Below are 14,009 nucleotides of genomic sequence, written 5' to 3' on the forward strand. Positions count from 1 at the left end.
GTTCAACGGTTCCGCACCCCGTCCGGCAAGGGCGTCGACTCGCTGCTCGGCCCGGAGATGAAGTCCACCGGCGAGGTGATGGGCATCGACACCAAGTTCGGGCACGCCTTCGCCAAGAGCCAGTCCGCCGCGTACGGGTCGCTGCCGACCGCCGGACGGATCTTCGTCTCGGTGGCCAACCGGGACAAGCGCGGCATGATCTTCCCGATCAAGCGCCTGGCCGACCTGGGCTTCGAGATCGTCGCCACCGCCGGCACGGCGGAGGTGCTGCGCCGGCACGGCATCGCCTGCGAGCAGATCCGCAAGCACTACGAGTCCGGCGCGGGTGAGGACGCGGTGTCGATGATCCTCGGTGGCGACGTGGCGCTGGTGGTGAACACGCCGCAGGGCTCCGGGGCGAGCGCCCGCTCCGACGGCTACGAGATCCGCAGCGCCGCCGTGACAGCCGACATCCCGTGCATCACCACGGTCCCGGGCGCGGCGGCGGCGGTGATGGGCATCGAGGCCCGCATCCGCGGCGACATGACCGTCCGCCCCCTGCAGGCCCTGCACGCCACCCTGCGGGCGGGCGAGTGACCGCCGGGGCCCCGGGGAGGGGACGGTGATCTTCGAGCGGGGGGTGCGGCCCTGGCTGTTCCGGGTCGGCGGTGGCGACGCCGAGGCCGCCCACGAGTGGACACTGCGGCGGCTGGCCGCCGTGTCCCGGTCGCCGGTGGCGCTGGCCGCCCTGCGGGCCCGCTACGCCGTGCGGGCGCCCCGGACGGTGTTCGGGGTGGACTTCCCGAACCCGGTGGGGCTGGCCGCCGGGATGGACAAGGACGGGGCGGCGCTGCCGGCGTGGCCGGCGCTGGGCTTCGGCTTCGTCGAGGTCGGCACGGTCACCGCGCACGCCCAGCCGGGCAATCCGCGGCCCCGGCTGTTCCGGCTGCGCGACAGCGAGGCCGTGGTCAACCGGATGGGCTTCAACAACGCCGGCGCGCGGGCCCTGGCGGAGCGGCTGGCGGCGCTGCCCCGTCCGGTCGGCGCGCCGCTGGGCATCTCGCTCGGCAAGTCCAAGGTGACCCCGCTGGAGGAGGCCGTCGAGGACTACCTCGCCTCGTACCGGGCGCTGCGCGGCCACGGCGACTACTTCGCCGTCAACGTCTCCTCGCCGAACACGCCGGGCCTGCGCTCCCTGCAGGACCGCTCCCACCTGGACGCGCTGCTGGCGGCGCTGGTGGGGGAGAAGCCGGTGCTGGTGAAGATCGCCCCGGACCTGACCGAGCCGGCGATCGCCGAGCTGCTGGAGGTCTGCCTGGCGCGCGGCGCGGCCGGGGTGATCGCCACCAACACGACCCTGGCCCGTGACGGTCTCGCCCTCGCCGACCGGGAGCGCGGCGCGCAGGCGGGCGGCCTGTCCGGGCGTCCGCTGGCGGCCCGCGCCCGCGCGGTGGTCTCCTTCGTTCACCGGGAGACCGGCGGGCGGCTGCCGGTGATCGGCGTGGGCGGCATCGTCGACCCCGACGACGCCGACCGCATGTTCGACGCGGGAGCGTGCCTGGTGCAGCTCTACACCGGATTCATCTACCGGGGCCCCGCGCTCGTCCGCGCCGCCGCCCGGCGCGGCCGGCCGGAGCCCGCGCCGGCGGGTGGACGGGCCGTGACCGGAAAGCCGGCCACAGCACATCGCGCCGGGGGCCGGAGGGGCCGGGGGTGACACCGGAGGAGATCCTCGCCGCCGACCGGGCGTACGTGTGGCACCCGTACGCGCCGCTGCCGCCCGCGACGCCGCCGTACGTGGTGCGCGACGCGCGGGGGGTCCGGCTGCGGCGTGGCCGACGGACGGGAACTGGTGGACGGGATGTCGTCCTGGTGGGCGGCGATCCACGGCTACCGGCACCCGGTGCTGGACGCGGCGGTGGCCGACCAGCTCGGCCGGATGAGCCACGTGATGTTCGGCGGGCTCACCCACGAGCCGGCCGTACGCCTGGCGCAGACCCTGGTCGAGCTGGCCCCGGATGGGCTGGAGCGGGTCTTCCTCTGCGACTCGGGCTCCGTGAGCGTCGAGGTGGCGGTGAAGATGTGCCTGCAGTACCAGCGGGCGCTCGGGCGGCCGGAGCGCCGCCGGCTGGGCACCTGGCGGGGCGGCTACCACGGCGACACCTTCCACCCGATGAGCGTCTGCGACCCCGAGGGCGGCATGCACCACCTGTGGGGCGAGGCGCTGCCCCGGCAGGTCTTCGCACCTGTCCCGCCGGCCGGCTTCGACACCCCGCCCGACCCCGCGTACGAGGCGGCGCTCGTCGACGCGGTGGTGCGGCACGCGGGCGAGCTGGCCGCCGTGATCGTGGAGCCGGTGGTCCAGGGCGCGGGCGGGATGCGCTTCCACCACCCGCACTATCTGCGGGTGCTGCGCGAGGTGACCCGCGCCCACGGAGTACTGCTGGTCTTCGACGAGATCGCCACCGGCTTCGGCCGCACCGGGACGATGTTCGCCGCCGAGCACGCCGGGGTGAGCCCCGACGTCCTCTGCGTCGGCAAGGCGCTCACCGGCGGTTACCTGACGCTGGCCGCCGCGCTGTGCACGGCGGAGGTGGCGGCGGGCATCTCCCGTGGCGGGGTGCTCGCGCACGGGCCCACGTTCATGGGCAACCCCCTCGCATGTGCGGTCGCGAATGCCTCCATCGGCCTGCTGCGGGCCGGAGACTGGGCGGCCGAGGTGTCCAGGGTGAGTGAGGCCCTGCGGGCCGGTCTGGAGCCGCTGCGGGGCGTCGAGGGCGTCGCGGACGTCCGGGTGCTGGGCGCGATCGGCGTCGTCCAACTCGACCACGAGGTGGACGTGGCGAGGGCGACGGCTGCGGCGGTGGACCGGGGGGTCTGGCTGCGGCCGTTCCGCGACCTGGTCTACGCCATGCCGCCGTACGTCACCGAGGACGCGGACGTGGCCCGCATCGCCGCCGGGATGGCCGCCGCCGCGGCGGCCGGCTGACCGGCACGCCCGGCGTAGGGCACGCAGAGGGCGCGTCGGTGGACGCCGCGCGCCCGCCAGGAGCCGAGAGAGAAGAGGCGCGGATGGAGAGCTTCGGGTCACCGATTGCACCGGGCGATGGTGGAGCGCGGGCCGCTCTGTGTGGGCATCGACCCGCACCCCGGGCTGCTGACCCGCTGGGGGCTGACGGACGACGTGGACGGGCTGGAACGTTTCAGCCGCACGGTGGTGGAGGCGCTCGGCGACCGTGTCGCGGTGGTCAAGCCCCAGTCGGCGTTCTTCGAGCGCTTCGGAGCGCGGGGCGTGGCCGTCCTAGAGTCAACTATCCGACAGTTGCGGGATTCTGGCTCGCTCGTTCTGCTCGACGTCAAGCGTGGGGACATCGGATCCACGGTCGCCGCGTACGCCTCCGCGTACCTTGATCCATCCAGCCCGATGTATGTCGACGCGATCACCGCGAGCCCCTACCTGGGAGTAATGTCGCTGGCGCCGATGTTCGAGCTCGCCGCCACACACGGTGGCGGGGTGTTCGTTCTGGCGCTCACCTCCAACCCCGAGGGGGCCGCCGTACAGCGCGCGCGGGGTGCCGACGGGCGCACCGTCGCCCAGGCGGTGATCGATGAGATCGCCCAGCTCAACCAGGGTGCGCAGCCGCTGGGAAGCTTCGGTCTGGTGGTCGGTGCGACCATCGGCGACACCGGCCACGACCTGTCGGCGGTGCGCGGTCCGCTGCTCGCCCCCGGGCTCGGCGCGCAGGGGGCCACGGCCGCCGACCTACGGACCGTGTTCGGCGCGAGCCTGCCGTGGGTGCTGCCGTCGTACTCCCGCGAGGTGCTGAACGCCGGGCCCGACGTGACCGCCCTGCGGGCCGCCGCACAGCGGGCCCTGGCCGACTGCCGAGCGGCCCTCGACGGCTCCTGACTGACTGACGGCTCGGTCATTTTGTCGTGCTCGTGGCGTGCCCACGTTGCCGAATGCGTCCGCGACCGCTAGTTTTCCCCGCGCTGGGAACCACGGACCCCTTTGGTTTCCGGCGACTCCACGTTTCACATCCGCGGCGTGGCGTCCCGCCCGTCGCGACAAGGACCTGAGGAGAACTGGTGCCCCTCCCGTCACTTACCCCCGAGCAGCGTGCAGCTGCCCTCGAGAAGGCTGCGGAGATCCGCAAAGCCCGCGCTGAGCTGAAGGAGCAGCTCAAGCAGGGCAAGACCACCCTCGCCGCGGTTCTCGAGCGGGCCGAGGGCGACGACGTCGTCGGCAAGCTGAAGGTTTCGGCCGTCCTGCAGGCGATGCCGGGTATCGGCAAGATCCGAGCGACCCAGATCATGGAGAAGCTCAAGATCGCCGACAGCCGCCGCCTGCGTGGTCTGGGCGAGCAGCAGCGCAAGGCCCTGCTCGGCGAGTTCGCCGCCAACTGAGCCCGGCGGTTCGCCGCCGGCCGTGCGTGGCAGCGGGTAGAAACGAGCCGTGAGCACGGATGACGAGGCGCGCCCGGCGGCTCGGCTCACCGTCCTCACCGGTCCCTCCGGGGCCGGTGTGGGCAGTGTCGTCGAGCTGTTCCGGGCGCGTTCTCCGTTGGTCTGGATTCCGGTGCCGGCGACCACCCGGCCCCGCCGCGCGGGCGAGGTGGACGGCCGCGACCGGATCTTCCTCGCGCCGGCCAGGTTCGACCGGCTGATCGCCGCCGGTCAGCTACTGGAGTGGGCCCGCATCGGGCCGTACGCGCGCGGCACCCCGGCCGCGCCGGTCCTCGATCGGCTCGCCGCCGGCCGGCCGGTGCTGCTCCCGCTCGACCTGCCCGGCGCGCTCGCCGTCCACGCGGCGTGGCCCGACGCCCGGCTCGTCCTGCTCGTCCCGCCCGGCGCTCGGCCGCCGGCGGCCGGCGCCGCGCACGTCCTGACGCACGACCGCACCGGGCGGGCGGTGGATGAGCTGGTAGGCTTGTTCGGTTCTTCCTATCTGGCTCCGGCCCAACCGCGGCTGAGCGGTTGAGTGACCCCACCAACCGCGTCCGCGCGGTTGCCAGCCCGAACCGCGTCCGCGCGGTGACGACAGACGCAGAGGTTATTTCGTGGGATCCATCGCCAACCCCGAGGGCATCACCAACCCGCCGATCGACGAGCTGCTCGAGAAGACGACGTCGAAGTACGCCCTGGTGATTTTCGCAGCCAAGCGCGCCCGGCAGGTCAACGCCTACTACAGCCAGCTCGGCGAGGGCCTGCTGGAGTATGTCGGCCCGCTCGTGGAGACCACCCCCCAGGAGAAGCCCCTCTCCATCGCCATGCGCGAGATCAACGCGGGCCTGCTCACCGCCGAGCCGACCGACCAGCCGTAGTCGCGCCCGCGTCGATGTCCGCCGAGATCGTCCTCGGGGTCGGCGGCGGCATCGCCGCCTACAAGGCGTGTGAGCTGCTGCGGCTCCTCACCGAGTCGGGCCACCGGGTCCGCGTGGTGCCCACCGCGTCGGCGCTCCGCTTCGTCGGGGCGCCGACCTGGGCCGCCCTGTCCGGCCAGCCGGTCGCCGACGACGTCTGGTCCGACGTGCACGAGGTCCCACACGTCCGGCTCGGCCAGCGGGCCGACCTGGTGGTGGTCGCCCCGGCCACGGCCGATCTGCTCGCGAAGGCGGCCCACGGCCTCGCCGACGACCTGCTCACCAACATCCTGCTCACCGCCCGGTGCCCGGTGCTGCTCGCCCCCGGCGATGCACACCGAGATGTGGGAGCACCCCGCCACCGTGGCCAACGTCGCCACGCTGCGTTCCCGCGGCGTTCGCGTCGTCGAGCCCGCCGTCGGCCGACTCACCGGCGCCGACACCGGCAAGGGCCGGCTGCCCGACCCGGCGGAGATCTTCGCCGTGGTCCGGCGGGCCCTGGCTCGGGGCCCGCACGCCCCGGCCGACCTCGCCGGCAGGCACGTCGTGGTGACCGCGGGCGGCACCCGCGAGCCGCTCGACCCGGTCCGGTTCCTCGGCAACCGCTCCTCCGGCAAGCAGGGGTACGCCTTCGCCCGGTCGGCGGTCGCCCGGGGCGCCCGGGTCACCCTGATCGCCGCCAACGTGGCGCTCGCCGACCCGGCCGGCGTGGACCTGGTGCGGGTCAGCACCACCGAGGAGCTTCGCGAGGCGACGGTGCAGGCCGCCGCCGAGGCGGACGCCGTGGTGATGGCCGCCGCGCCCGCGGATTTCCGGCCCGCCACGTACGCGCCGGCCAAAATCAAGAAATCGGACGCCCGGCCACCTACGATCGAGCTCGTCACCAACCCGGACATCGCCGCCGAGCTGGGCCGGCACCGTCGACCGGAGCAGGTGCTGGTGGTGTTCGCCGCGGAGACGGGCGATGCCGAGGCCAACGGCCGGGCCAAGCTCGCCCACAAGCGGGCGGACCTGATCGTCATCAACGAGGTCGGTCCGGACAAAGTGTTCGGCGCCGAGACCAACGCGGCAACCGTCATCGGCGCGGACGGCTCGATGCGTACGCTGCCCGAGCAGTCCAAAGAGGACCTGGCCGACGGCGTCTGGGACCTCGTCGTGGCGCGTTGGGCTTCCCGCCCCGAGGGGTGACCGAGAGGTGACCAGCCCACCACGATCGTGGTTGATTGACTACACTTCCGCGGAACGACTATTCCATAACTTAGGAGTGCCGTGACACGCCGCCTCTTCACGTCCGAATCGGTCACGGAAGGCCACCCGGACAAGATCGCCGACCAGATCAGTGACGGCATTCTCGACGCATTGCTGGCCCAGGACGCGCGCAGCCGCGTCGCCGTCGAGACACTGATCACCACCGGCCAGGTGCACGTGGCCGGCGAGGTGACCACCAAGGCGTACGCCGACATCCCGACCATCGTGCGGGAGACGATTCTCGACATCGGCTACGACTCGTCGAAGAAGGGCTTCGACGGCGCGTCCTGCGGCGTCAGCGTCTCCATCGGCGCCCAGTCTCCCGACATCGCCCAGGGCGTCGACAACGCGATGGAGCTGCGCACCGGCTCGTCGGAGAGCGCGCTGGACGCCCAGGGCGCCGGCGACCAGGGCATGATGTTCGGCTTCGCCTGCTCCGAGACCCCCGAGCTGATGCCGCTGCCGATCGCCCTGGCGCACCGGCTGGCCCGCCGGCTCACGGCGGTCCGCAAGGACGGCACGATCCCGTACCTGCGGCCGGACGGCAAGACCCAGGTCACCATCGAGTACGAGGGGCTGCGCCCGGTCCGGCTGAACACGGTCGTCGTGTCCAGCCAGCACGCGGCCGACATCTCGCTGGACTCGCTGCTCACCCCGGACGTGCGCGACCACGTCATCGCTCCGGAGCTGGAGAGTCTCGGCCTGGACACCGACGGCTACCGGCTGCTGGTCAACCCGACCGGGCGGTTCGAGGTCGGCGGCCCGATGGGCGACGCCGGCCTGACCGGCCGGAAGATCATCGTCGACACCTACGGCGGGTACGCCCGGCACGGCGGCGGCGCGTTCTCCGGCAAGGACCCGTCCAAGGTGGACCGCTCGGCCGCGTACGCGATGCGCTGGGTGGCCAAGAACGTGGTGGCCGCCGGCCTCGCCGAGCGCTGCGAGGCGCAGGTCGCGTACGCGATCGGCAAGGCGCACCCGGTGAGCCTGTTCATCGAGACGTTCGGCACCGAAACCGTGCCGGTCGCCTCGATCGAGAAGGCCGTGAACGAGGTCTTCGACCTCCGCCCGGCCGCCATCATCCGGGACCTGCACCTGCTCCGCCCGATCTACCGGCAGACCGCGGCGTACGGCCACTTCGGCCGGGAACTGCCCGACCTGACCTGGGAGAGCACCGACCGGGCCGCCGACCTCAAGTCGGCCGCGGGAGCCTGACCGGCACCAGGAGCAGCGACCGGCGACCCGCGGACGGGTCGCCGGTCGCTCGCGTCTGCGTCGATGTTCCCCTGGCGCACCTCGACCGCCCCTTCGACTACCTGGTCCCCGCCGAGCTGGCCGACGCCGCCGTTCCCGGCACCCGGGTGAAGGTGCGCTTCGCCGGTCAGCTCGTCGACGGCTGGCTGCTGGAGCGGGCCGAGGCCTCCGGGCACACCGGGAAGCTGGCATACCTGGACCGGCTCGTCTCGCCGGAGCCGGTGCTGGCCGGCGAGATCGCCCGGCTGGCCCGGGCCGTCGCCGACCGGTACGCCGGCAGCCTCGCCGACGTGCTCCGGCTGGCCGTGCCGCCCCGGCACGCCCGGGTGGAAAAGGAGCCGCACGTCCCGCCGGAGCCGCGCACGCCCCTGGACCCGCCCGAGGCGGCCGGCTGGCGGGCGTACCCGGCCGGGCCGGCGTTCCTGCGGGCCCTGACCGACGGCCGCCCCGCGCGGGCGGTCTGGTCCGCGCTGCCAGGGGAGGACTGGCCCGCCCGATACGCCGAGGCGGTCGCCGCCACCGTGGCCGGCGGCCGAGGCGCCGTCGTGGTCGTGCCCGACGCCCGCGACCTCGACCGCCTCGACGCGGCGCTGGCCGTCGCCCTCGGCCCCGGGCGGCACGTGAGCCTCGCCGCCGCCGCCGGTCCGGCTCGCCGGTACCGCGCGTTCCTGGCCGCCCGGCGCGGGGACGTGCCGGTCGTCATCGGCACCCGGGCGGCCATGTTCGCCCCGGTGGCCCGGCTCGGCCTCGTGGCCATCGTCGACGACGGCGACGACCTGCACGCCGAGCCGCGCGCCCCCTATCCGCACGCCCGCGAGGTGCTGCTCATCCGCGCCCGGCTCGCCGACGCGGCGGCCCTCGTCGGCGGGTACGCCCGCAGCGCCGAGGCGCAACTGCTGGTGGAGACCGGATGGGCCCGGGAAGTGCTCGCCGACCGGGCCACCGTGCGGGCGCGTACCCCCGCCGTCGCGCCGACCGGCGACGACCCGCAGCTGGCCCGCGACCCCGGCGCGGCGACCGCCCGACTGCCCAGCCTGGCGTGGGCCGCCGCCCGGGACGCGCTCGGCGCGGACGCGCCGGTGCTGGTCCAGGTGCCCCGCCGGGGATATCTGCCCTCGATCTCCTGCGCCGACTGCCGCGCCCCGGCCCGCTGCCCGCACTGCGCCGGTCCGCTCGCCCTGCCGTCGGCGCGGGGGATCCCGGCCTGCCGCTGGTGCGGCCGGATCGCCGCCGCGTACGCCTGCCCGGAGTGCGGCGGGCGGCGGCTGCGCGCGGCCGTCACCGGTGCCCGCCGCACCGCGGAGGAACTGGGCCGGGCCTTTCCCGGGGTGCCGGTGCGCACCTCCGGCCGCGAGGAGGTGCTCAGCACGGTGCCCGGCGGCGCCGGCCTCGTGGTGGCCACCCCCGGGGCCGAGCCGGTCACCGACGGTGGCTACGGGGCGGTGCTGCTGCTCGACTCGTGGGCCCTGCTGACCCGGGCCGACCTGCGGGCCGGCGAGGAGGCGCTGCGCCGCTGGCTGGCCGCCGCCGCGCTGGCCCGTCCCGCCTCAGCCGGCGGCCGGGTGGTGGTGGTCGCCGACGGTGCCCTCGCGCCGGTGCAGGCGCTGCTGCGCTGGGACGCCGCCTGGTTCGCCGCCCGGGAACTGGCCGAGCGCCGCGAGCTGGGCTTCCCGCCGGCGGTGCGGATGGCCAGCGTCACCGGCCCGGCCGACGCGGTGGCCGACCTGCTGGCCGAGGCCCGGCTGCCCGCGGAGGCCGAGGTGCTGGGCCCGGTCCCCGCCGACGGCGAGAAGGAACGGATGCTGGTTCGGGTGCCCCGGGCCCGGGCGGCGGCCCTCGCCGAGGCGCTGCACGCAGCCGCCGGGGCCCGCGCGGCCCGCAAGGCGGCCGACCCGGTCCGCCTCCAGGTCGACCCGCTGGCCCTGTTCTAGGCGATCGGGGCGGCGGTCACGATCCGTGGTCGCCCCTGCGTGATAGCATCGCCCGTCATGCCCGGGCGCACGACGGCGCGTCGGTACCACGACGCCACGTCGATGATGTCAGTCAGCCGGTGATCAGGGATGGACCAGTCGTGACCGTTCGTCAATCGATCGTCTTCAACGGTGACCTCGGCAGCGGCAAGAGCACCGTGTCCGTCGAGATCGCCAAGCGGCTGGGGCTGCGCCGGGTCAGCGTCGGCGACCTCTACCGCCAGATGGCGCAGGAGCGGCAGATGACCGCGCTCCAGCTCAATCTGCACGCCGAGCTGGACCAGGCCGTCGACGGCTACGTCGACCAGCTCCAGCAGGACATCGCCGCCTCCGGCGAGAGCCTGGTCATGGACTCCCGGCTCGCCTGGCACTTCTTCACCGACGCGCTCAAGGTGCACATGATCACCGAGCCCACCGAGGCGGCCCGGCGGGTGCTGGCCCGCCCCTCCGGCCCGGCCGAGAGCTACACCTCGCTGGAGGAGGCCAAGGCCAAGCTGCGCGAGCGCAGCGAGAGCGAGCGGAGCCGGTTCATCGTCCGCTACGGCGTCGACAAGGCCCGGCTGCGCAACTACGACCTGATCTGCGACTCCACCCGGGCCAACCCGGAGCAGGTCATCGAGCACATCATCGAGGTGTACGAGGGCCGGCTCGGCGCGGACGTGCTGCGCGACTCCCCGCCCCTGCTGCTGCTGGACCCGACCCGGGTCTACCCGACCGAGGACATCGGCACCCTGCGCGGGCTGTGGGACGCCGGGTTCGTCGGCGAGGTCGCCGCCGCCGGCGACGAGGCGCTGGAGCCGCTGACCATCGGCTTCACCGGGGAGTACTTCTTCGTCGTCGACGGCCACCGCCGGCTCAGCGCGGCCATCCAGAGCGGGTTCCCACTGGTCCCCGCCCGGCTGGTCGCCGAGATGGACGAGCCGGTGGTGGGCATGACGAGCGCGGTCGACTACTTCACCGCCCAGGTCCGCCCCGGCACCGTGTACGACTGGGAAGCCGCCCACAAGATCACGCTGCCGCTGCCGGCGCACTGCCTGCGGGCCGGGGACGCCGTGCTCGCCGGCGACTCCGTCCCCGGCACCTGACGCGTTCCGGTCACGGGCGGGGACCACCCCGGGCACTCCGTAGACTGGTACGGCCCGATCCGCCCGACCGAAGGAGCCATCCCGCGTGACCGTCCAGCCCATCCGTCTGTTCGGGGATCCGGTGTTGCGCACGCCGGCCGATCCGGTGGTCGACTTCGACGCCGAGCTGCGCAGGCTCGTGGCCGACCTCACCGACACGATGCGCGAGCAGAACGGCGCGGGTCTCGCCGCGCCGCAGCTCGGAGTGGGCCTGCGGGTGTTCACCTTCGACGTCGACGACGTGCTCGGCCACCTGGTCAACCCGGTGCTGGAGTTCCCCGACTCCGAGGAGCAGGACGGCCCCGAGGGCTGCCTGTCCATCCCCGGGCTCTACTTCGACACCAAGCGCCGACAGAACGTGGTCGCCAAGGGGTTCAACGGTTACGGCGACCCGGTGCAGATCGTCGGCACGGGCCTGATGGCCCGCTGCGTGCAGCACGAGACCGACCACCTCGACGGGGTGCTCTTCGTCGACCGGCTGGACCCGGCCGGCCGCAAGGAGGCGATGAAGGCGATCCGTCAGGCCGAGTGGTACGACCCGGCGGCCCCGCCGACGGTCAAGCTCGACCCGCACGCCGGTAGCCCCTTCGGCCTGGGGCGGTGACCCGGTGCGCCTGATCTTCGCCGGCACGCCGGCCGTCGCCGTTCCCGCCCTGGCCGCCGTCGCGGCCTCCGGGCACGAGCTGGTCGCCGTCGTCACCCGTCCCGACGCCCCCGCCGGGCGGGGCCGGGGCCTGGTCCGCTCGCCCGTCGGGGCCTGGGCCGACGAGCACGGCGTCGAGGTGCTCACCCCGGCCCGTCCCCGCGAGCCGGAGTTCCTCGACCGGCTGCGCGAGCTGGCCCCGGACTGCGTCCCGGTGGTCGCCTACGGCGCGCTGGTGCCCCCGACCGCGTTGGAGATCCCCCGGCACGGCTGGATCAACCTGCACTTCTCGCTGCTGCCCGCGTGGCGGGGCGCGGCCCCCGTCCAGCAGGCAGTGCTGCACGGCGACGAGCTGACCGGGGCGAGCGTCTTCGCGCTGGAGGAGGGGCTGGACACCGGCCCGGTGTACGGCACCGTCACCGACGAGATCCGGCCCACCGACACCTCCGGCGACCTGCTGGAGCGGCTCGCCCACTCCGGGGCCGGCCTGCTGGTGGCCGTCCTCGACGCGATCGCGGCGGGCACCGCCCGGGCGCAGCCGCAGCCGGCCGACGGGGTGTCGCTCGCGCCCAAGCTGACCGTGGACGACGCCCGGGTGCGCTGGGGCGACCCCGCGTTCGCGGTGGACCGGCGGATCCGCGCGTGCACCCCGGCACCCGGCCCGTGGACCACGTTCCGGGGCGAGCGGGTCAAGCTCGGTCCGGTCGTCCCGGCGCCGGACGGCCCGGCGCTCAAGCCCGGCGAGCTGCTGGCGGAGAAGTCCCGGGTGCTGGCCGGCACGGCCACCGTCCCGGTGGCCCTCGGCGAGGTGCGGGCGGCGGGCAAGAAGGCCATGCCGGCGAGCGACTGGGCGCGCGGCGCCCGGGTCACCGCCGGGGAGGAGTTCGCGTGACCGGGCCCAGGGAACGATCCGAGCGACGGTACGACGAGCAGCGTGCCCCCCGCCCCGACCGGGCGGCCGGTGGCCCCCGCCCCGACCGACCGGCGTACGGCGACCGCCCGGCGCGGGGCGGGCGGGGCGACGACCGGCGGGACGCGCGGCGACCGGCGCGGCCCGCCGTCGACCTGCCCCGACACGTCGCGTACCAGGTCGTCGCGGCCGTGCACCGCGACGACGCGTACGCCAACCTGGTGCTGCCGGTGCTCCTTCGGCAGGAGGGGCTGACCGGCCGGGACGCCGCCTTCGCCACCGAGCTGACCTACGGCACGCTGCGGCACCTCGGCACCCTCGACGCGATCCTCACCGACGCGGCGGGCCGCGACGTGGCCCGGATCGACCCGCCGGTGCGCGACGCGTTGCGGCTGGGCGCCTACCAGCTGCTGCACACCCGGGTCCCGGCGCACGCGGCGGTCTCCTCGACCGTCGACCTGGTGCGCACGGTCGGCATCGGGGCCACCGGCTTCGCCAACGCGGTGCTGCGCGAGGTCGCCGGCCGGGACGCCGACGCCTGGGTGGCGAAGCTCGCCCCGGCGTACGAGAGCGACCCGATCGGGCACCTGTCCCTGGCGTACAGCCACCCGCAGTGGATCGTGCGCTCCTTCGCCGAGGCGCTCGGCGGCGACCTGGGCGAGACCACCCGGCTGCTGATCGAGAACAACGAGCGCCCGCCGGTGCACCTGTGCGCCCGGCCGGGGCTGGCCGACCCGGTCGTCCTGGCCGACGAGGTCGGCGGCGCGCCGGGGGCGTTCTCGCCGTACGCGGTCTATCTCGCCGGCGGCGCGCCGGGCGACCTGCCGGCGCTGGCCGAGGGGCGGGCGCACGTGCAGGACGAGGGCTCCCAGTTGGTGGCCAACGCCCTCGCGGTCGCCCCGCTGGACGGCCCGGACGCCCACTGGCTGGACCTGTGCGCCGGGCCGGGCGGCAAGGCGGGCCTGCTCGGGGCGCTGGCCGCCCAGCGCGGGGCGCGGCTGACCGCGGTCGAGGTCTCCGAGCATCGGGCCCGGCTGGTCGGCCAGGCCACGCGGGGACTGCCGGTGACCGTGCTGCACACCGACGGCCGCACCGTCGGCGCCGACGCGGAGCTGCCGGAGGGGCACTTCGACCGGGTCCTGGTCGACGCCCCGTGCACCGGCCTGGGCGCGCTGCGCCGGCGGCCGGAGGCCCGCTGGCGCAAGCAGCCGTCGGACCTGCCGCCGTTGACCCGGCTACAGCGGGAACTGCTGTCGGCGGCGCTGCGGGCGGCCCGTCCGGGCGGCCTGGTGGCCTACGTGACGTGCTCGCCGCATACCGTGGAGACACACGTGACGGTGACGGAGGCGGCGCGTCGTGCCGGGGTGCCGGCGGACTTCGTCGACGCTCGGCCGTTGCTGCCAGCCGGCATGCCGGGGCTGGGGGACGGGCCGTCGGTGCAGCTCTGGCCGCACCGGCACGGGACCGACGCCATGTTCCTCGCGGTGCTGCGCCGGGGCTGAGGCGAACCGCGGCGGG

The 14,009-nt window shown here is 74.8% G+C and carries 11 protein-coding genes and 3 pseudogenes; all 14 read left to right on the forward strand.

All coding sequences use genetic code 11. The features are described 5' to 3' along the window. Positions 1–576: pseudogene (gene carB / locus MCAG_RS25430) on the forward strand (carbamoyl phosphate synthase large subunit); the annotation flags it as partial. 25 nt (positions 577–601) lie between these two features. Continuing rightward, positions 602–1,696 (forward strand): quinone-dependent dihydroorotate dehydrogenase, encoded by a 1,095-nt coding sequence (locus tag MCAG_RS25435; RefSeq protein ID WP_083802345.1) that lies wholly within the window; start codon positions 602–604, stop codon positions 1,694–1,696. Continuing rightward, positions 1,693–2,968 (forward strand): annotated as a pseudogene (locus MCAG_RS25440) (adenosylmethionine--8-amino-7-oxononanoate transaminase). The gene MCAG_RS25435 and the pseudogene MCAG_RS25440 overlap by 4 nt, the downstream one beginning before the upstream one ends. Before the next feature lie 117 nt (positions 2,969–3,085). Further along, the gene (gene pyrF / locus MCAG_RS25445) at positions 3,086–3,889 is read left to right on the forward strand and encodes an orotidine-5'-phosphate decarboxylase (protein WP_007075823.1); all 804 of its coding nucleotides are present in this window, start codon (positions 3,086–3,088) and stop codon (positions 3,887–3,889) included. 179 nt (positions 3,890–4,068) lie between these two features. Next, a complete protein-coding gene (gene mihF, locus MCAG_RS25450; RefSeq protein ID WP_007075824.1) occupies positions 4,069–4,386 on the forward strand; it encodes an integration host factor, actinobacterial type in 318 nt (105 codons plus the stop codon). Positions 4,387–4,435: 49 nt separating this feature from the next. Further along, positions 4,436–4,960 carry a guanylate kinase gene (locus MCAG_RS25455; RefSeq protein WP_007075825.1) on the forward strand — a complete coding sequence of 175 codons (525 nt, stop codon included), beginning with the start codon at positions 4,436–4,438 and terminating at the stop codon, positions 4,958–4,960. A gap of 79 nt (positions 4,961–5,039) precedes the next feature. Beyond that, a complete protein-coding gene (gene rpoZ, locus MCAG_RS25460; protein ID WP_007075826.1) occupies positions 5,040–5,303 on the forward strand; it encodes a DNA-directed RNA polymerase subunit omega in 264 nt (87 codons plus the stop codon). A gap of 14 nt (positions 5,304–5,317) precedes the next feature. Continuing rightward, positions 5,318–6,530: pseudogene (coaBC, locus tag MCAG_RS25465) on the forward strand (bifunctional phosphopantothenoylcysteine decarboxylase/phosphopantothenate--cysteine ligase CoaBC). Between the two features lie 81 nt (positions 6,531–6,611). After that, positions 6,612–7,805: a methionine adenosyltransferase gene (gene metK / locus MCAG_RS25470; RefSeq protein ID WP_007075828.1), complete on the forward strand. Its 1,194-nt coding sequence runs from the start codon at positions 6,612–6,614 to the stop codon at positions 7,803–7,805. Then, positions 7,802–9,775, forward strand: coding sequence for a primosomal protein N' (locus MCAG_RS25475; protein ID WP_157548628.1), 1,974 nt, complete (start codon positions 7,802–7,804; stop codon positions 9,773–9,775). The genes metK and MCAG_RS25475 overlap by 4 nt, the downstream gene beginning before the upstream one ends. Before the next feature lie 140 nt (positions 9,776–9,915). Continuing rightward, positions 9,916–10,899 (forward strand): AAA family ATPase, encoded by a 984-nt coding sequence (locus MCAG_RS25480; protein WP_007075830.1) that lies wholly within the window; start codon positions 9,916–9,918, stop codon positions 10,897–10,899. An 85-nt stretch (positions 10,900–10,984) separates the two neighbouring features. Next, positions 10,985–11,542 (forward strand): peptide deformylase, encoded by a 558-nt coding sequence (gene def, locus MCAG_RS25485; protein WP_007075831.1) that lies wholly within the window; start codon positions 10,985–10,987, stop codon positions 11,540–11,542. Positions 11,543–11,546: 4 nt separating this feature from the next. Further along, entirely contained in the window at positions 11,547–12,473 is a 927-nt protein-coding gene (gene fmt / locus MCAG_RS25490; RefSeq protein WP_007075832.1) for a methionyl-tRNA formyltransferase, read from the forward strand. Continuing rightward, positions 12,470–13,993: an RsmB/NOP family class I SAM-dependent RNA methyltransferase gene (locus MCAG_RS25495; RefSeq protein WP_007075833.1), complete on the forward strand. Its 1,524-nt coding sequence runs from the start codon at positions 12,470–12,472 to the stop codon at positions 13,991–13,993. The genes fmt and MCAG_RS25495 overlap by 4 nt, the downstream gene beginning before the upstream one ends. Positions 13,994–14,009: the final 16 nt, after the last annotated feature.

The sequence above is a fragment of the Micromonospora sp. ATCC 39149 genome, assembly GCF_000158815.1.
Lineage (GTDB): Bacteria > Actinomycetota > Actinomycetes > Mycobacteriales > Micromonosporaceae > Micromonospora.

Bases quoted from the DNA above. Each gene is read 5' to 3' on its own strand.
- pyrF (WP_007075823.1), top strand. From the start codon at position 3,086: ATGGTGGAGCGCGGGCCGCTCTGTGTGGGCATCGACCCGCACCCCGGG.